The sequence below is a fragment of the Faecalibacillus sp. MSK20_93 genome, assembly GCF_020589945.1.
GTDB lineage: Bacteria > Bacillota_I > Bacilli_A > Erysipelotrichales > Coprobacillaceae > Faecalibacillus > Faecalibacillus intestinalis.
The window spans coordinates 22,194-39,570 of the sequence record NZ_JAJDKA010000026.1 but is presented as its reverse complement, the minus strand read 5'-3'; the positions used below and the strand labels follow the sequence as shown (position 1 = coordinate 39,570).

General features: G+C 24.7%; 21 protein-coding genes. 17 read left to right on the top strand and 4 right to left on the bottom strand.

Annotation, left to right across the window (positions count from 1 at the left end):
* Nucleotides 1-144: 144 nt before the first annotated feature.
* The 3 genes from LJD34_RS09005 to LJD34_RS08995 are packed head-to-tail and all read right to left on the bottom strand — an operon-like array spanning nucleotide 145 to nucleotide 1,311.
* Nucleotides 145-597: a hypothetical protein gene (locus tag LJD34_RS09005; RefSeq protein ID WP_032089846.1), complete on the bottom strand. Its 453-nt coding sequence runs from the start codon at nucleotides 595-597 to the stop codon at nucleotides 145-147.
* Nucleotides 598-599: 2 nt separating this feature from the next.
* On the bottom strand, nucleotides 600-986 hold the full coding sequence (locus LJD34_RS09000) for a DUF6120 family protein (protein WP_227359677.1): 387 nt from the start codon (nucleotides 984-986) through the stop codon (nucleotides 600-602).
* Nucleotides 973-1,311, bottom strand: a complete 339-nt coding sequence (locus LJD34_RS08995; RefSeq protein ID WP_032089847.1) for a PadR family transcriptional regulator — start codon at nucleotides 1,309-1,311, stop codon at nucleotides 973-975. Before LJD34_RS08995 ends, LJD34_RS09000 begins: the two co-directional genes overlap by 14 nt.
* Before the next feature lie 148 nt (nucleotides 1,312-1,459).
* Between LJD34_RS08995 and LJD34_RS08990 the strand changes: the two genes are divergently transcribed.
* The 4 genes from LJD34_RS08990 to LJD34_RS08975 all read left to right on the top strand — a co-directional run bounded on the left by LJD34_RS08990 (nucleotide 1,460) and on the right by LJD34_RS08975 (nucleotide 4,718).
* Nucleotides 1,460-2,452 carry an amidase domain-containing protein gene (locus LJD34_RS08990; protein WP_227359676.1) on the top strand — a complete coding sequence of 331 codons (993 nt, stop codon included), beginning with the start codon at nucleotides 1,460-1,462 and terminating at the stop codon, nucleotides 2,450-2,452.
* A gap of 1 nt (nucleotide 2,453) precedes the next feature.
* A complete protein-coding gene (locus tag LJD34_RS08985; protein WP_117576167.1) occupies nucleotides 2,454-3,113 on the top strand; it encodes a hypothetical protein in 660 nt (219 codons plus the stop codon).
* Nucleotides 3,114-3,232: 119 nt separating this feature from the next.
* Nucleotides 3,233-3,469 carry a hypothetical protein gene (locus LJD34_RS08980; RefSeq protein ID WP_118487885.1) on the top strand — a complete coding sequence of 79 codons (237 nt, stop codon included), beginning with the start codon at nucleotides 3,233-3,235 and terminating at the stop codon, nucleotides 3,467-3,469.
* A gap of 190 nt (nucleotides 3,470-3,659) precedes the next feature.
* The gene (locus LJD34_RS08975; RefSeq protein ID WP_227359675.1) at nucleotides 3,660-4,718 is read left to right on the top strand and encodes a hypothetical protein; all 1,059 of its coding nucleotides are present in this window, start codon (nucleotides 3,660-3,662) and stop codon (nucleotides 4,716-4,718) included.
* 188 nt (nucleotides 4,719-4,906) lie between these two features.
* Here LJD34_RS08975 and LJD34_RS08970 read toward each other — a convergent pair whose 3' ends face one another.
* Complete coding sequence (locus LJD34_RS08970; RefSeq protein ID WP_032089853.1) at nucleotides 4,907-5,170, bottom strand: hypothetical protein; 264 nt, start codon at nucleotides 5,168-5,170, stop codon at nucleotides 4,907-4,909.
* Nucleotides 5,171-5,340: 170 nt separating this feature from the next.
* Between LJD34_RS08970 and LJD34_RS08965 the strand changes: the two genes are divergently transcribed.
* The 13 genes from LJD34_RS08965 to LJD34_RS08905 all read left to right on the top strand — a co-directional run bounded on the left by LJD34_RS08965 (nucleotide 5,341) and on the right by LJD34_RS08905 (nucleotide 17,175).
* Complete coding sequence (locus tag LJD34_RS08965) at nucleotides 5,341-5,679, top strand: hypothetical protein (protein ID WP_117845126.1); 339 nt, start codon at nucleotides 5,341-5,343, stop codon at nucleotides 5,677-5,679.
* Nucleotides 5,669-6,121: a phage holin family protein gene (locus LJD34_RS08960; protein WP_318532722.1), complete on the top strand. Its 453-nt coding sequence runs from the start codon at nucleotides 5,669-5,671 to the stop codon at nucleotides 6,119-6,121. Before LJD34_RS08965 ends, LJD34_RS08960 begins: the two co-directional genes overlap by 11 nt.
* Nucleotides 6,108-6,263 carry a hypothetical protein gene (locus tag LJD34_RS08955; RefSeq protein WP_227359674.1) on the top strand — a complete coding sequence of 52 codons (156 nt, stop codon included), beginning with the start codon at nucleotides 6,108-6,110 and terminating at the stop codon, nucleotides 6,261-6,263. Before LJD34_RS08960 ends, LJD34_RS08955 begins: the two co-directional genes overlap by 14 nt.
* A 15-nt stretch (nucleotides 6,264-6,278) precedes the next feature.
* A complete protein-coding gene (locus LJD34_RS08950) occupies nucleotides 6,279-6,962 on the top strand; it encodes a GH25 family lysozyme (protein WP_412531084.1) in 684 nt (227 codons plus the stop codon).
* A gap of 97 nt (nucleotides 6,963-7,059) precedes the next feature.
* Nucleotides 7,060-9,330 carry a glycoside hydrolase domain-containing protein gene (locus LJD34_RS08945; RefSeq protein ID WP_227359672.1) on the top strand — a complete coding sequence of 757 codons (2,271 nt, stop codon included), beginning with the start codon at nucleotides 7,060-7,062 and terminating at the stop codon, nucleotides 9,328-9,330.
* 76 nt (nucleotides 9,331-9,406) lie between these two features.
* On the top strand, nucleotides 9,407-9,913 hold the full coding sequence (locus tag LJD34_RS08940) for a YcxB family protein (protein WP_032089855.1): 507 nt from the start codon (nucleotides 9,407-9,409) through the stop codon (nucleotides 9,911-9,913).
* 279 nt (nucleotides 9,914-10,192) lie between these two features.
* Nucleotides 10,193-11,152 carry a hypothetical protein gene (locus LJD34_RS08935; protein WP_227359671.1) on the top strand — a complete coding sequence of 320 codons (960 nt, stop codon included), beginning with the start codon at nucleotides 10,193-10,195 and terminating at the stop codon, nucleotides 11,150-11,152.
* A gap of 1,439 nt (nucleotides 11,153-12,591) precedes the next feature.
* Entirely contained in the window at nucleotides 12,592-13,404 is an 813-nt protein-coding gene (locus LJD34_RS08930; protein WP_227359670.1) for an abortive infection system antitoxin AbiGi family protein, read from the top strand.
* Nucleotides 13,404-14,624 (top strand): abortive infection system toxin AbiGii family protein, encoded by a 1,221-nt coding sequence (locus LJD34_RS08925; protein ID WP_227359669.1) that lies wholly within the window; start codon nucleotides 13,404-13,406, stop codon nucleotides 14,622-14,624. Before LJD34_RS08930 ends, LJD34_RS08925 begins: the two co-directional genes overlap by 1 nt.
* An 80-nt stretch (nucleotides 14,625-14,704) precedes the next feature.
* The gene (locus LJD34_RS08920; RefSeq protein WP_227359668.1) at nucleotides 14,705-15,628 is read left to right on the top strand and encodes a tyrosine-type recombinase/integrase; all 924 of its coding nucleotides are present in this window, start codon (nucleotides 14,705-14,707) and stop codon (nucleotides 15,626-15,628) included.
* A 90-nt stretch (nucleotides 15,629-15,718) separates the two neighbouring features.
* The gene (locus LJD34_RS08915; RefSeq protein ID WP_227359667.1) at nucleotides 15,719-16,156 is read left to right on the top strand and encodes a hypothetical protein; all 438 of its coding nucleotides are present in this window, start codon (nucleotides 15,719-15,721) and stop codon (nucleotides 16,154-16,156) included.
* Entirely contained in the window at nucleotides 16,146-16,781 is a 636-nt protein-coding gene (locus tag LJD34_RS08910; RefSeq protein WP_227359666.1) for a hypothetical protein, read from the top strand. The genes LJD34_RS08915 and LJD34_RS08910 overlap by 11 nt, the downstream gene beginning before the upstream one ends.
* 10 nt (nucleotides 16,782-16,791) lie before the next feature.
* Complete coding sequence (locus LJD34_RS08905; protein ID WP_227359665.1) at nucleotides 16,792-17,175, top strand: hypothetical protein; 384 nt, start codon at nucleotides 16,792-16,794, stop codon at nucleotides 17,173-17,175.
* The last annotated feature ends 202 nt before the right edge of the window (nucleotides 17,176-17,377 follow it).

Sequence of the window (17,377 nt, the reverse complement as noted above, 5' to 3'; positions counted from 1 at the left end):
TTATTCAAATTTAAGTACTTTTTTATTTATTGTCCTTGACATGGGGTCCACATTAGAATGACTTGAACTGTCTTGCTTTTCCTCTTAAAAAGTACAAAATATATTTTAAATATGTAAAAAATGTATGCTATTTATATATATTTATTATTTTAAAGAACCGTTTGAACTACATATTAATGTAACGGTACAATTTTGTGTTTCGACTGCTACACCATCTACATATCTTTTTGCTATTGCTTTAGCAGTAGCTTTATTTCCTGACTTGGAAGCGCTTTTTGAAGAAATTTTCCAGTTGGTATTTTTAGATGATGCTTCAGCAACTGACTTTGTACATGTTGACGAAGAACCAGTATATGTAAATGTACCTGTAACAGTAACACTAAACATTATTGCACCTTGAGCATTTTTGTAATTTGCAGTTTTTCTTGCAGTTTTTTGATTAGCTGCTCTTGCCATGGATGTTTCTTCTATAATTGTTTCTAGATAATATCCGTTATCTAATTTAATTATTTCTTTTTTTTGATCCAATGCAGATACAGGTAATGATAAAAACAAAATACTGCTTACTATAGTTAATAATGTAATAATTTTTTTCATAATTAGTTCACCTCTTCTATTGTATATTCTATATGTTTTACTTTTGAATTTTTTGAATCATGGTAACTTTTATAAATAAGTATTCCACGCCATAAACAGCATACTAAAATGGCTACAGTAAATATAATGATTGCTTTTTTTAAAATATTTCTTATTCGAGATTGTTTGATTAAATAATTAGCGTCTTGATCTTCAAAATATGAAATAATAATATCAGAAGGATAACCAAATTTATTACATAAATCATCATAAGTTATATTAGTTGAATCGATATTTTCAACAATATTTACTTTTAATCTTTTTAAAAAAATTTTTTCATTTTTTGATAAAAATGGGAAAAAATGTTTACAATCTTTGATATATTTATTTAAATTTCTATTCATTTTCATATTTGTTCTCCATAATTCTTTCAATACTATTAATCATTATTAAATATTCTTCATATAGTTTCTGCATATGTGTAATGCCCTTATCCTCAATATGATAATAAATCCGAGTTTGTCTTTTACCAACCAGTCTTTTTTCATCACTGATTAAGCCTTCATCTAATAATCTATATAGAATAGGGTACATTGTACCTTCGGCTATATGTATTGTGCCATTTGAAATTTTATCTAGAGTTTGGACTATTTGATAGCCGTAGCAGTCTCCCTCACTGATTATTTTTAATAGCAACATCTCCATTTTAAAAAAACCTTTTGTATTTTTTGCCATATTAATATCACCTATATAGAATTATAAATGTATACCATATTTAATTCAATACCTATATAAAATAAGTAATAGTTGACATACGCTCGTTAAATGATATACTTTAATTGAGGGAAGCGCTTACTTTAATTACAAGAAAGGATTAATAACTATGAAAAAAATTATTGCAGCACTAATAAGTTTAACTTTATTTTATTCATCTACTGTTTGCATATTTGCAATAGAAAATCAAGAATGCCCATATTATGAAGAAATAACAGATGTTATCGAACTAAAAAAAGGTCCTGTTTTATATCTTAATGAAAAAAGGAATGATACTTACTGGGAATTTTCTGATAATGAAGAGGCTTTTAAAACAATTAATAGTCTAGAACATGATTTAATAAGTATATTGTCAACGAATTATAATCTAGATAACCTAGAAAAAAGTAATTGGTTAGATTATAAAAATGCTTTAGAAAATGAAATTAGTTTAAATCATATAAGTGAATCTTTCCATACACAACGTTTGTTAACTTTTTTTAATGTTTGTGATAATTGTGATCTTAATAATGAAATAAGACAAATAGTTAAAACAGATGATTATTCAATGGATGAATTGGCAGTACTTATGCCTTATACAAGCCCATATTATAAAGAGTATGAAAGAAAGGCAACAATAAATACTTATACTACAATGAATGTTACCAATGCGATAAATTATGCTGATAAATGGGCAAGTAGCTATAACTATTCTTATGCATGCTTTATTAATGGGGACTGTACAAATTTTGCTTCTCAAATTGCTAGAGCGGGAGGAATTAGTAACCGAAGTAATTGGTATTATAATTCTACTCAAAGTTATTCAACGTCTTGGGTAAGGGCGGATACATTTGTCAAAACTTGGAAAGTTGCTTACTCTACAACCAGCTTTAAAACATTTTCAAATAAAGTTTCTAAAGGAAAGTTTATTGCATATGATTCTGAAGCTGATGGAAAGTGGAATCATGTTGCTTTTGTAACAGCTATTGGCTCACAAAAAAGTAATTACAGGGATTTCAAAATTGCACAGCATACAAAGAATTATCATGCTTGGGTTAGCAGTGACACAAATGGCTGGGAAAATGTTTCAGGGTTAAAGGCGATTATAAATACTCCAAATTAGTATGAAAAGAATAATTATTCTTTTTATTTCAATTTTTGTTCTATTGATTGTATATGTTTCTACTCCTAGTGTTTCTGAAGAACAAATGAGGACATTGTTTTATGAATATATTCAAAGAACTTTCAAAGAAGAGTATAAGAAATTTAAGATTATATCTGATGTTGATTTAACTGTACCAGGAAATCAGTATCATCGAGGTTATGCAGGATATGGAAAAACATATAGCATTGAGTATGTTCATAAAGAATACAAATGGATTTTTATTGAATTATGTACGAACGGAAACAATATAGTTTGTGACAATAAAAATAATATAAAAAAAGAATTTAAATACAATAAAATATTCAATGAATATTTTATTAATGCATTTAAAATTGTAGGTGTTGAACCTGTTGGAATTATTGTTGAAATGAATGGAAGCATTAACGAGTACGAACATGTTGATGAAATTAAACCAAACTTAGAATTTATAATCAAGAACCCAAAATATTTTAAGCCTCAAATTAAAGTAAATACATCTTTAGTGTCATTAAAAGAATTTGAAAAATTGAATTATCAAATGTCAGAAATATTTGATGATATTGAATATTATGATGAGAATGATGCAGATATAAGTTATTCAGCAGAGGATATGATAAAGAAATTGAGTGGGTCAAATTAATAATCAAATGATTCTTTAAGTAATAAAGAATTATTTATTAAGATTAAAGACCAATTTGTTCTATTTTTTATAATATTTATCAGTATATGTTATTTTGTTCCTGTGGGAGAAAATGAATTATGAAAGATATTGATGAAATGACAGATACAATAGAATTGTTGAAAAAAGGAATAAAGAAACAACTGGAATCTGCTATAGTTACATTGCAATTGATACATCAACATGAAGAATGTCCAGAAAATATATCTAAAATGTTATATAATCAAATAGGTGTATTAGTTTTTTGTAATGAAGAATTAGATAAACTCTTTAAATATTTGAATTTTTTAGATGGTTTAATTGATTACATTTCCTAAAATAATTGCAAAGTATTAAAACAAAATTATAACAAATATATGTATCAATAGAGACTAGAAATTAGATTTCTAGTCTTTTATACCCTTTATAAGATTTTATATTTTATTGTATTTGTTTATTATAATATATGATATATATCTATAGTAAGGAGGAAAGGATAATATTTTTTAAAGATGTGGAGGGAATATATTGAAAAATAAAAATATATTATTAGATACAAATGCTTTTATTTATTTGATGAGGAATGAAAAGGAGTGTAGTAATACTATTTCTTTAGAAAATAGACAAATAAACGAAAGTAAGTTTTATGATGAATGTAAAAATGCGAATTATCTTTTTATTACATCTCAAACATTATATGAGATTTTTTGGCAAAGTATTAAAAAAACAAAAAAAATTGATCAATTTGCTTATTATTATGATCAAATTATTAAATTTAAAAATAAGTATAATGTAAAATTTTCTATATTGAATGATACAGATGGTGAGTTTGAATTGAGGTTATTTGAAGATCAATATAAAGATAATAAAGTTGATATTAGTCATTTTATTGAACGTAAAAGAGAGTACGAAGTGAAAAAAATAAATGAGTTATTAATCAAAGTATGCTTTTCAATAACAGAATTTCTCGCAGAATATTATGGTATTTTACTCTTAAGAAATTTTTATTATGTATCAGGTGTAATATGTGAAATAAAACTAAATGAAATTTCATATAAATATTATTCGGATTTAAAATTAAAAAATGAATGGTATGATAAAGAAATAGATGACCTATTTAATTTTCTTTTGGAAAATATGATTTCATATATTGAGCCACAAATAAAAGAAAATGGACATAAATTTCCCAAAATACAAAATGTAAAAGGGACAAAATATGTTCATAAACTATTTTGTAAATTAAAAAAAGATGATAAAACAGTGTTTGAAAAATATGATAATCATTTAAAAGGATTAGTGGAAGAATTAGAAAAAATGGGAATGTCAAAAAATTGCATGAAATATTGGATTAGAATGTGTCGAAGATGTGTTTATAGTGGGGCAAAAATAAAGAAAAATGATGGATTAGATTATTCTATAGTAACATGTATGGACGAATCTATAGTTATAAATAAAACAAATAATATGATAAACACAAATGATATTATTTTTGTTACATTTGATACAAATCTATATAATTTTTCAAAGGAATGTGATGTGTTATATTCTAAAAAATTTTATGACAATTTAATGTTTGAATATAGATAGGAATATTAATTTTAGGAAATGAATATTAAAATAAATAGTATATATCTGTAATAAGTATAGAAAAGAAATAAAACTTTAATGATTAAGAGATTTCAATAGTATTATTTATGTTGTAAAATAAAAAATAATTACTTGCTTTTTTAAAGTAAGTAAGAAAAGAGGTATAGAAAACTAATATAAATGTTAGTTTAATCTATAGCCTCATTTTTTATTTTCCAATAATGTTGAATTTTTTTAAGTTCATCTATGCTGATTTTTAAAATATTATTTTTAATGCTATCAATGAAATTATTTCTTGAACGAATGCTACTAAAATATTGAGCACTACCTTGAATGTGCTGATCATCTAAAATTTCTATTAGCATTTTTGAATGTTCAACTCGATAAATCTTATTAGGATAATTATTTTTGTCACAATTTGAAATATCTTTGAAATATATAGTATTTTCCATGAATACAATCACCTCAATTAGTTATTATATCAGTAAAAATTCCTATTAATAGTCTTGACATCAATTTGCAATAGAAATTTATGTTGGAAAAGCACATTTGTGCTTAAAAAATGTAATACATTAAAATTGTAAAACGTTTTACAAATTACAAAAAGAGGAGTAAGTGAGAAATGATTTATTCTAATGAAGAAATTGAGCTTACTCTAAACTTATATTCTATTGCCAAATCACATATAAATGAATTAAATCAAAAAAAGCAAATTGAAAGATTAGAAGATTTTAATAAATATGAGAAAAATGATTATTTGTATTATTTACATATTGTTTCTATTGTTAATAATTGGATGAAAGAGTTATTACCAGATGAACTAGAAATTATAACTTTACGAAATTTTGAAAAAATGTCCTTTGATCTTATATCGATTCATGTTGGTTATGCTAATCATAGTTCAATTATAAGAAAATATAGAAAAATAATAGATAAAGTGAGAAAAATGAATGATGAATAGATTTATTGAACATATAGGTAACTTATATTCTATTATATTAACAATTTTGACTCTTTTTTTAGGTGAGCATTGGATTTTATTTATGGTACTTTTATTGCTCAATATTATTGATACTTTAACAGGATGGATAAAATCAAGAATTAATAATAAGGAAAATTCAATGGCAGGATTAAAAGGAATTATGAAAAAATTAGTACAATGGATTTTAGTATTGTTGTCTTTTGTTATTCCAGTATGTTTTAAAGAATTAGGAGCTGTAATTAATATTGATTTATCAATATTGGCATTTCTTGGATGGTATGTTTTAGCTTCATTAATTATAAATGAATATAGGAGTATATTAGAAAATCTTGTTGAAGCTGGATGCGATGTTCCGCAAGTTTTAGTTAAAGGATTAGAAGTTGCTTCAAAAAAGATTGATAATTTTAATGAAAATGAATAATTTGATTATTGATATTTCATACCATAATGGACAGGTTGATTTAAGTAAAGCTAAAGAAAGTATTTCTGGTGTAATAGCTAGATGTTCTTTTGGTTGGAGTGATGAAAATATTGATAAACAGTGGAGTAATAATGCTTCATAGGCCAATAAATTAGGAATTCCTTTGTTTGCTTATCATTTTTGCTATGCCAGAAATGAAAGTGAGGCAAAAAAAGAAGCAAATTTAGCATTGAAAGCGTGTGGTAATTATGACGTGAGTGTTATTTATTATGATTTAGAGTATTCTGATTATCAAGGAAGTTTGAGTAATGAAATGTATTATAAAATTGCAAAGGCGTTTTGTGATGAGATTGAAAAAGCAGGATATGCTGTTGGTATTTATGCTAATCAAGATTGGTTTAAAACTAAATTAGTAAATCAAGGATTTTCTGCATGGACATTATGGATTGCTAATTATGGATCAAATAATGGATATAATAACTGGGGTAATAAGCTTCAATATAATCCATTTGGAAATGTCTTATTACATCAATTTACTTCTAATGCAAAAAAAGGTGTATTGAAAAGTATAAAAGGAATAGATTCAAAATTTTTAGATTGTAGTTATGATCATGGTTTAATTAAAACATTTTATAAACTAAAGAGTACAACAACTAATTTACAAATTGGGGATAGTGTGCGTGTAAAGGATGCTTCAAAATGGTATGATGGTCAGTCAATTGCAAGTTTTGTATTTAACAATAAATATGAAGTAATTCAAATTAAAGGTGATAGGGTAGTAATTGGAGTAAACGGTCAAGTTACGGGAGCAATTTCAAAAAATAGTATAGATAGAATTTAATAAGCACAAAAGTGCTTGGGAAAGCAGTTAATATAAAGATGTAGAAGAAATACCGGTATAAACTCTACAAATAAAAAAATGAAAAGAGGAATTAATTATGGCAGATCAAAATATATTAAAAGCACAAAAATATTTAAATAGTATGTATGGTCATCGTAGTGAATGGGTTAAAATTGATGAAGATGGAATTACAGGAGTAAAATTATGTCAAGGAATTATTCGCGCATTTCAAATTGAAAATGGTGTAACTCCTGTAACAGGTAATATTGGAAATGTTACTTTATCAAAAATGAGAAAATTAAAAAATATTTCCAAAATGAATACAACAGACAAAAGTAATCCAAATGTTTGTATTATTCAATGTGCATTATTTGCTAAAGGATATAATGCAGGAGGAATCACAGGTATTTATTATACTACTGGTGTAAACGCGGTAAAACAATATCAAGGTGAAGCAGGATTACCAGTAACTGGAATTATTGATTGGAAAGTCTGGATGGGATTGGTATCAATTAATTGGTTTAGAAAAACAAGTTCTGGAGACAAAAAAATTGTTAAAATTCAACAACAATTAAATACTGATTGGTCTGATATTATTGGTGTAGGACCATGTGATGGGGTTGTTTCAAGATTTACTTCTTATGGAATTATTGCAGCATTACAAGCGGCTGAAGGCATTTACACAGAATTTATGGGAAGTATTGATAAAACTAATTTTGGAAAACAAACAACCGCAAAATTTCCTAGTGTATTAAAGCAAGGAAAAAATGGAGATTATGTAAAATATAACAAGTTAGTTCAATACGGATTGTATTTAAATGGATATGACCCAGAAAGATTTGATGGTATTTTTGATTCAACAACAAAATCAAAAGTCGAAGATTTTCAAAAATTCTATGCATTAACAGATATTGGACTAGTTACTCTAGGTGAAGTAAACTGTTCAACTATGAAATCATTATTAGTAAGTAAAGGAGACACTGATAGAAAAGCAAAAGCTTGTGATTGTTCTACAGTGTTAAATAAGCAACAAGCATTAGACATTAAAAATGCAGGATATCAAGTAGTTGGTAGATATTTAACTGGGAAAGTAAAAGGAGAACGAAAATTTATTACATTTGAGGAAATCGAAAATATTAAAAATGCTGGTTTAAGAGTATTCCCAATTTATCAAGATGGAGGATATACATTAAATTATTTTAAAAATTTAAAACAAGGATTAATCGATGGCCATACAGCAATTGCAGCAGCTAAAAGAATCGGTGTGCCATCAGGAACTGTTATATATTTTGCAGTTGATTTTGACTGTTATGCTGCACAAATGACGTCATTTATTGTACCTTACTTTAAAAAATTAAATTTAGTATTTAATAGTGAAACAAATACTAAAAATTATAAGATTGGTATTTATGCACCTAGATATATTTGTTCATATATTGGTGAAAAAGGATTAGCAGAGTATTCCTTCGTTGCTGATATGTCTAGTGGATATAGTTGTAATTTAGGTTATCCAATTCCAAAAAATTGGGCATTTGATCAATTTTTTGAATTAAATACAGATAATGGGGGAAAATTCCCATCAAGTCCTTCATTTGATTTAGATAAGGTAGGATATTCTGGAAGAGATAAAGGTTTTACAACATTCGATAAAGTTACTTACATGTCGCCGGATCAATTGGAAGAAAAAAATGGAAATGTTTTGGGAAATGTACAAAGAGATCAATTTATTTATAATGTTTTAGAACCATTAGGATATTTAAATAAAGTCGTAAAAGCAAATATTGTATATGAAAAAGAATTTTTAATTGCAGCTGTTCCTACAGAAGCATGTACAATTTATGTATCTACAAAAATTTCAAATTCATTTACACCAGATAATGAGTTTAAAGGAAAACCGATTTATATTGAAGTTGATAATAAAGGCACATTAACTACAACATGTGAAAATCAAATTGATAATTTATCAACAGGAATAGAACTCAATGGGGATGCTTCAAAATTATTAGATGGAACAATTGATAGTTTAAAAGAAGTGGCAGTTTCAGTAACAACAGGAAAAATTGGAATGAAATTAGGAGTATCAGAAGATGGTTATCCAGTTTACACATTTGTTGTAACAACAGACGATATTTTACCGGATTCTGATTCAGTAGATGATGAAATGACAGTAGAAATTAGTTTCAAATTAGTTCCCGCCATTCCTACTGAATCATCACAACCTAAATATAAAATTGATTGGAACAGAGTAGCAGAAGTAAGTGTAAGTGTAGCTGCAATTGTAATTTTATCATTAGCATTTGCAGGTGGTACTTATTTAGTTGCTATGCAAGCATTTTTTGTTGCACAAAAAATTCTTATTCCTGCGTAAAACATTAATATTCTATTTAGAAAGAGAATATGTTATAATTCGAGTACACTGTAAAATAATATAAGGAGGGCTAAGTATGGAAATTGTGATAAAAGATAATAAAAGAAATTGGCAAATAGTAAAGGATAACAGAAGATTTTTGTTTCCACCAAAAATTAGGTTAGCTTTTAAAATATGTATATTAGTCTATGTTGCATTATTATTGATAAATGTGCTTATGCATCAATTTAAGTTATGGATGGTTTTTGTTTTACCAATGGCAATAATTATTCTTGAAGTGCAAATTTATTATTTTGCAAAAAAAACAATAAACCTTCAAAAAGAAATATTTAAAAAAGAAGAAATTTCTTTTGATTTGGTATTTTTAGATGAAGGTATTGATATGATACAAGAATCACAACATACTTTCATAGAGTATAAAACTATAAAAGAAGTAATTGATACAGGAACACTTATTATGATGTTGACTAAAGCAGGTGCAGTTCTTTATTTTGAAAAGAAAAATGCTACAAAAAGTCAATATGAGGGAATAAGAAAAATATTTGAAAAGAAAAATATACTTTGTAAAATGAAAAATATCTAATTATAAAATGTGTTTTGTGTCAATAGTTGAGTAACTTAAGAGATAGCAAAAAAGCTATCTCTTTTCTTTGTTTAAATTTAAATGAAAAAATTAAATTATTAATTATTAGGTTTATAATGATTATTTTTTTTAGTATTGTTATCCTTATATAAAATTTTAATGTTCAATTATACATCTTATGTTAAAAATTGACTGCTTATGATTAAATACTATTAATAATTCTTTTTATTTTGTATTATTATAAATAATGTATGAGATATTTAAAAGGAGATACAATAAATGGAGTTTGAAAAGAAAATTATAAAAGTAGATGATCTATGCGAGCGGTTTGATGAAAAATGTTCTAGAAGAGCAGTTCTTAATGATTTAGCAAAAAAATCTAAAAAAACAACAGGATGGTTTTACAAATATATCTATAACATTGAAATAATAAGTATTGCAGTGATTTCTATAATTTTATTTATTTTATTGTCATATTTTAATGATAGTGGATTGGATGTTGGAAAAATTCTAAATAGATTATGTTTTGCAGAAAAAAATGTATATATTTTTTATATGATATTTTTATTATTCTATACAGTCATCGTGTTGGTTGTAATGAGCGTGGGAGAATATTTTTTGGGGGAAAAGATACTTAAGGAATATAGTAATTTAGATAAAGATAATTATGAAAAAAAATATATATTTTTACGAAAGACTAGTGAAATGATAAGAGATATTTTAGAAGATGATAAGAAAGAATTTATAAAGAATTATCTAAACGGTATAAAAAAAGAAGATCTTATTAACTTATACCAATTTGCTCAAAGACATGAAAGTGAAATAGGAAATGAAATATTAAATAACTCAAATATGAAAGTAGTCATTCCTTTTACGACAATTACTATTACATTGATATTATCTCAAATTGCAGAAGCTTTTAAAATAAGCAATTTTGCAGTTAATAAAAGTGGAGGCACAGACTTTTGGATTTCTATCTTGATATTAGCAATAATGGGATATTTCCTATTTACATTAGTTGTATTTATTTTTGAAAAGATTGAGAAAAAATTATTCTTAGATATTTTAATGAGTCAAAAGAAAAAAATGAATAATTTTTTACGTTATTTAGAAGAAGTTATATTAAATTATGATTTATATTATGATTTAAATAAGAGTGAAATGATTGATGATAATTATGAAAACTGTTCAAAAATAAAAAGAAAATTAATTAATAAAATTAAATTTTTAATAAGATAGGATTACGTAATACAAAATTTAAGAAAAATGATGTTATGATGAAATTTAAAATTGTAACATCTTTTTTGTTATTAAAATTATAAAAAATAGGATATTATATTTTATCACCAATATCTATTTTTCGATTATTGCCTTCAAAATTATATTGCTTGAGGAATTATTATAATGGATAGGAGTGTTTTTAGTAGAGTAATTTCATTATGTAAATATTAAAATACAATTTTTAATATTTTTTTTGAAAAAACAACTGTGTATTATTTTAATTATTTAATTTTGCAATAGATTCCTTTTTTATCTTTTAACTGATTATTATAGCGTAGCTGATCAGTGATACTGATTAATCCTGATCATCAATTCCGATACACCTGACCAACCATTCTGATTAGGTTGACCAATCATATAATAGAGACTCCTTTTCTTATAAAATTAAAATGCAAATAAGCATAGTATCTACAAAATATTTTCATTGATTTGTATTAATGAAAATTAATCAATGTAAACAAAAAAATAATAATCAAATCATGTTTAAAAGCAAGTTTTATTGTCATCATTTTCATTAATACAATGTCGTCATTTGATTAACACAATGTAGACATTGAAATGAAATATTTAACAGTTCCTATCTAATCAATTTATATATGGAAATTATTGCAAGAGGAATATTTTAAATTCTAGTGACTTTATAAACATATTTAATATTTTGGTAAAGTGAACTTATTCAACGTATTGAGTGGACTTTTCTAGTATAACAAGAGTTTTTTTGTTAGCGCAATACTAAACTCAGCAAGCCTATGTTTTCAATTTGTTAGTGCAGGATAGCTTAGTGAATTTTTGTATAAGTGCTTTATCTGATATCTAACAGCCAAAACTTTTAGATGGTAAAGTTCATCGGAATGATTGATTAATCCCATCGAAATTTTATGAAAAATAACAGTTGATCAAGTCTGTCGGAATACTTGGTCAACCTAATTGGAATAAGTGATTAACCAGAGTGGAATAACCAGTTTTGAGTAAGTACCTTTATTTATAATATTTAGTACATTTTATAAAAATGAAAATTTCAAAATTTTTTATGCAATACATTTAAGTTTAATCAATTTGATATTTTTTAATTACTAAACTTGCTATCAAATAATAAATTGAATAAATTATAAAATCTCAATAAAGGGATATAATATGGAAATTTGAAAATAATTATGTGTATTTTAGTCATTATAATTAATTATTTACTCATTTAATATCGAATTTAAAAAGAAAATAAGACAACATATATATTGGTAGTAGAAATATTATTTGATGGACGAGGAAAAAAATGGAAAAAAAGAAAAATGAAATAACAATTAGAGATAATTTTTATTTATCAGTACTAAAATTGAGGAACTTGTTTATAAAAAATAATAGTGATATCATTAGGTAATAAAATATAGAAGGTGATAAAAATGGGTAGAAATAATAATGTAATAAGGACTAAACCTATAGGTATAACATCAGATGATAAATTTCCTGTTTCCTATCAAAGTGCAAATACTTTCTTTCATTTTGTAAATAAGTTTAATTATTTAAATGAAATGATAAGTGATAAAAAGATTTATCCTAGATATTGTAAAGAAAGTCTAGAATACTTAGATTTAGATATAAAAAATATTAGTGTTGCGATGAAATGTTTTTGTAATATTCCTTTACATATGGTTCAAGCGCACAAAAAAGAATATGGTACATATTGCATAGGTTTAACAAAAGAATGGGGAATAAGAAATAACTTACAACCAGTAATTTATTATAATCAAGAGTCTTCTTTTTATAATTCAATAAGAAAGTCATATAATGCTGCTATGCGATATTCATCTGATGATGACGTATTAGCAGATATAGGCGAAATGACAAATTATGTTTTTAAATATATGAAACCTGCAATTGGAAGGGATTTGAAAACAAAAAGAATAAAAGATTTTACAGACGAAAAAGAATGGCGATATGTACCTGAAATCAACGGATTAGATTTTGGAGAAATTATTGTAGAAGAAAACGTAATTAATCACCAAAATATTATAGAATCATATAATAAAATAATTAAAGATAAAGGATATTATTTACAGTTTGATTATGAAGATATTAAATATATTTTTGTAAATAATGATAGTCAAAGAAAAAATATGATAAAGAGAATAAAAAAATTAGATTGTACACAAGAGGAAAAGGATTTATTAATAACAAAAATATGTATTTGGAAAGAAATGGAGGGTGATTTTTGATGGCAAATTTTATTAAAAATTTTAAAAATCAAAATTATAATGATGGTTTTCTACCACAATCTGTATTGGAAGAATTATCTAAAAAATGGAATGGGAATTTGGAATATGTTTATAAAGAAAATGGGACATATATGTTAGAAGCAACAAATGGAAAGGTTGAATTAGGATTTAAAAATTTTGAAATTGAGAATCTAGATGAAATTAAAGTTAAATGTCAAAAAGAAAAATTAACAATGGAGGATTTGATAGATTATTCTTATAACTCTCAAAGGCCATTAACTTTAAAACCTCTAAAAAATTTTCAACAATTTATTAATAATGAAAAAATCGATAATAATGAATTTATAATTTCTAAAGATACTGTAGCAGATCCTATACCTGAAAAATTGGTGATTTTTCCAGAAAAAATGAATAAAAGTATTAAATTAAAAATAGGTAATGGAGAAGAATCATACGTTTATACATTTATTCAAAAACCTATTGATAGTTTAACAAAAAAAAGATTTGTAACTTCACCCGATTCGAAGCTCCTCATTAATTACGAGATAGATAATGAACGTATTAAATTCAATATAGAAATAAATAAATTGCAAAATACTACAATTAAAGAATATCTTGAAACATTAATTTTTATGCAATCGCTATTTAATAATGGAATGTATATTAATGATACTTATATTAAAGGTTCAAAAGGTAAAGATGAAAAATATGAAAAGCGAGAAAAATTAATCGATTTATGGAATAAGGTTTATCAAATAGAAAAAACACTGGGCTTAAGTTTTACAATTACTAATGACTTATTAGATAAGAATGATTTGGATAATATACTTTTGTTATATAAATCGTTTATAGAAAATAAAGCATTAAGGATTAATAAAAAAATAAATACATTATCTTTTTCGTATGAGAACATACCAGAATGGTTTATCAAAGATGTAAAAGAAAAAAAAGAAAGAAATTTATGTTTAGAATATTCTGAAAAATACAGTTTTAATCTATTAGGGGAAAAAATAGATGTATTAAAATTAAAAAGTTATTTTAATTTGTTTGTTGATGAAGTTGAAAACTCTGAAGAAACAAAAAAAATTCATTTGATTTTAAAAGAGAATGATGAAAATAAAACATATGAAAGTGTACAATTATTTAAAAATGAACATGATTTAGATGAATTTCTTAGTAATAAAGATCACCTAACTGAGTTACAAAACGCTAAATGTTAAATTATTAAATTATAAAAATATCTTTATTTCGTGTATTTTCCTTCAATATAATCTTAATTATATTGAAGGGAGAAATAAATATGAAAAAAGAAGAATTGGAAAAATATTTAGAAACTTATTATGAAGACTGTTTATTGCGAAAAAGATTAAGTGATAAAACGCTAAGGGCATATAAAATTGATTTAAAACAATATATTGATTTTATAGATGGTTCAACAGAAGTTACAAAAATAATAAAGGATTATATTCATTTTTTAAATAAAAAATATACTAAATGTAAAACTATAAAAAGAAAGATAGCTAGTGTTAAAGCATTTTATTCTTACTTAGAATATACAGAAATAGTAGAATATTCGCCATTTCAAAAAATAAGGACAAAAATAAAAGAACCAAAAGTGTTGCCTAAAACAATACATAAAGAGTATATTAGTAAAATTATTCAGTATTTGCTAAATGAGGTAGATAATTCAAAAACAAATTTTCAAAAGAAAATAGCTTTTAGAAATATTACTATAATATGTTTATTATTTTCAACGGGAGTAAGAATATCCGAATTATGCAATATAAAATTAAAAGATATTAATTTACAAGAAAAATCATTAAAAATAGTTGGCAAGGGATCAAAAGAAAGAATTTTGTATGTAGGAAATACAGATGTTATTGAACTTTGTCAAACTTATATGCAACTTTATAGAGAAAATATAGATTGTGAATACTTTTTTTTGAATAAATTTGGTCAACCATTGTCCGAGCAGACCGTGAGAATATTATTAAATAAGTTAGAGAAAGAATTATCTTTACAAACACATGTAACACCACACATGTTTAGACATACCTTTGCAACAACATTATTAGAAAAAGGAGTAGATATTAGATATATACAAAGTATTTTAGGGCATAGCTCAATTTCAACAACACAAATTTACACACATGTTACATATTTCAAACAAAAAGAAATAATGACAGAAAAAAATCCTATAAATGATTATCATTTAAATATTTAAAATTAATAAAATGATATAGATAGTAAATTATCATTCTATTGTTTAAAAGATATGATATAATATAATTGATACAAATGTAAGGTGAAGATAATGGAAGATATTATGAAGAAGAAGTTTCCTGCTTATTTTAAAAATTTTATAATTCCTGAATGGGCAAGGGAACAAAGATTAGACGTTTTTAGAGCATGTCCAACAGGCAAGGTTGATAGATTATCATTTTTGAATTCATTTGAAGAAAATGGATTTAAACTATTAGATGAGGAAAGAAAAGATGATCCTTCTCAATACTCATTATCTGTATGTACAAAGTATAGAGATATTAAAAGATTTATGACAATGACAAGCAAGTATAAAAAGCCATTTGTTATAGCGAAGGGATTTACAAATCCAAGCTATGGAATATGTTTAGAAACTAAAGAATGGAAAAAAAATATTGGTGAAAAATATAAAGGGTCACATGTAGATTGGTGGCTTTATGAGGATGCAGAGCCATTTAAAGATTTCGAGGTGTATAACAATGAATATTGAAACTATTTTACAAAATAATGATAATTATAGAAATATGAAACTTCAACAGATACTATTTGAAAGTACTTATCCTGTATTGTTTACATGTGAAATGAATAATGAAGCGTATATGTTTATTTGCTGTGAAGTTAATGAAAAAAGTATGAATTGGATTGCAACTCAGGTGGATTATAAAACGTTAATAGATTTATTAACAAATAAGATCACAATAAGGGATTCTTTTCTTAAAGGTTGTGAAATTAAATTAATGGTTAGTTATGATGGAAAAGAAACTAAATATTGTGAAGTAAAAAAAGAAGATATTTCAGAGGATATTTTACCTACAGATGGCGAATATATGGATGCTGAAATAGGTGAATTTGATGAGGAAATCGAATATTATAAAAATAAATTGAATGCAATTCAAATAGTAAAATTTTCTTACAATTTAGAATATATTTATAAAGAATATGATAAGAAAATCAGACCAACTAAACGAAATTTTATTGATTTTTTAAAAATAGTTGAAATGTTAAGAAAAATAGATTCTCAAAATAAAAAGAAATTATATACAACAAATCAATATGATGTAAATTATAGATATGATTATACTAACGGAAATTACACTCTTAAAGCAAAAGGATAAAGGTGAGAAAATGAATAATTTTGAAATGATAAATTTTATTGTAAAGAATGCAATGTTCTCTATTAATGAGAATTTAAAAAATCAAAATGAGTATGAAGCGAAAATTCAAGCAAAATTTTTACGTCCCAAAAATAATGAATCTAAATTTAGAGGAAATGTAACAATCGATTTTGAATTTGGTGATAATAATACAGATATTGATCTTAAGTTGAAAGTTGTTGCTACTTTTAAACTCAAAAATGAAGAAGTTGAAATAAAAAATGATTTATTTGAGAAAGAATGTTTACCGATAGCATTAAAAGAATTAAGAAAGACTATTGCCAATGTTACAACAGCATATGGTTTACCGCCTTTAGATTTACCGATTGATGAAACTATTAATATTAATGATTAATGACACATCATTTTTAAGTATGTTTGATTTTGCTGGACAAATATTTAAAATAAATTCCTAAATAAGTATTAAAAGAAATAAATAATAGGTGTTGATAGAAAAACAGATCTTTATTGACGAGGTCTGTTTTTTCTATGGGGATTAAAATTATGTATTTTTAATGAATTAAAGTAAGATTGTAAGAATTTTAAAAAGAATAAAT

What these genes read in the sequence shown, in the direction of transcription:
- LJD34_RS08970 (WP_032089853.1), bottom strand. Translation starts at nt 5,170, where the DNA reads ATGGAAAATACTATATATTTCAAAGATATTTCAAATTGTGACAAAAAT.
- LJD34_RS08925 (WP_227359669.1), top strand. Translation starts at nt 13,404, where the DNA reads ATGGCAAATTTTATTAAAAATTTTAAAAATCAAAATTATAATGATGGT.
- LJD34_RS08995 (WP_032089847.1), bottom strand. Translation starts at nt 1,311, where the DNA reads ATGGCAAAAAATACAAAAGGTTTTTTTAAAATGGAGATGTTGCTATTA.
- LJD34_RS08960 (WP_318532722.1), top strand. Translation starts at nt 5,669, where the DNA reads ATGATGAATAGATTTATTGAACATATAGGTAACTTATATTCTATTATA.
- LJD34_RS09000 (WP_227359677.1), bottom strand. Translation starts at nt 986, where the DNA reads ATGAAAATGAATAGAAATTTAAATAAATATATCAAAGATTGTAAACAT.
- LJD34_RS08930 (WP_227359670.1), top strand. Translation starts at nt 12,592, where the DNA reads ATGGGTAGAAATAATAATGTAATAAGGACTAAACCTATAGGTATAACA.
- LJD34_RS08940 (WP_032089855.1), top strand. Translation starts at nt 9,407, where the DNA reads ATGGAAATTGTGATAAAAGATAATAAAAGAAATTGGCAAATAGTAAAG.
- LJD34_RS09005 (WP_032089846.1), bottom strand. Translation starts at nt 597, where the DNA reads ATGAAAAAAATTATTACATTATTAACTATAGTAAGCAGTATTTTGTTT.
- LJD34_RS08965 (WP_117845126.1), top strand. Translation starts at nt 5,341, where the DNA reads ATGATTTATTCTAATGAAGAAATTGAGCTTACTCTAAACTTATATTCT.
- LJD34_RS08920 (WP_227359668.1), top strand. Translation starts at nt 14,705, where the DNA reads ATGAAAAAAGAAGAATTGGAAAAATATTTAGAAACTTATTATGAAGAC.
- LJD34_RS08955 (WP_227359674.1), top strand. Translation starts at nt 6,108, where the DNA reads ATGAAAATGAATAATTTGATTATTGATATTTCATACCATAATGGACAG.
- LJD34_RS08990 (WP_227359676.1), top strand. Translation starts at nt 1,460, where the DNA reads ATGAAAAAAATTATTGCAGCACTAATAAGTTTAACTTTATTTTATTCA.
- LJD34_RS08945 (WP_227359672.1), top strand. Translation starts at nt 7,060, where the DNA reads ATGGCAGATCAAAATATATTAAAAGCACAAAAATATTTAAATAGTATG.
- LJD34_RS08905 (WP_227359665.1), top strand. Translation starts at nt 16,792, where the DNA reads ATGAATAATTTTGAAATGATAAATTTTATTGTAAAGAATGCAATGTTC.
- LJD34_RS08935 (WP_227359671.1), top strand. Translation starts at nt 10,193, where the DNA reads ATGGAGTTTGAAAAGAAAATTATAAAAGTAGATGATCTATGCGAGCGG.
- LJD34_RS08980 (WP_118487885.1), top strand. Translation starts at nt 3,233, where the DNA reads ATGAAAGATATTGATGAAATGACAGATACAATAGAATTGTTGAAAAAA.
- LJD34_RS08985 (WP_117576167.1), top strand. Translation starts at nt 2,454, where the DNA reads ATGAAAAGAATAATTATTCTTTTTATTTCAATTTTTGTTCTATTGATT.
- LJD34_RS08910 (WP_227359666.1), top strand. Translation starts at nt 16,146, where the DNA reads ATGAATATTGAAACTATTTTACAAAATAATGATAATTATAGAAATATG.
- LJD34_RS08915 (WP_227359667.1), top strand. Translation starts at nt 15,719, where the DNA reads ATGGAAGATATTATGAAGAAGAAGTTTCCTGCTTATTTTAAAAATTTT.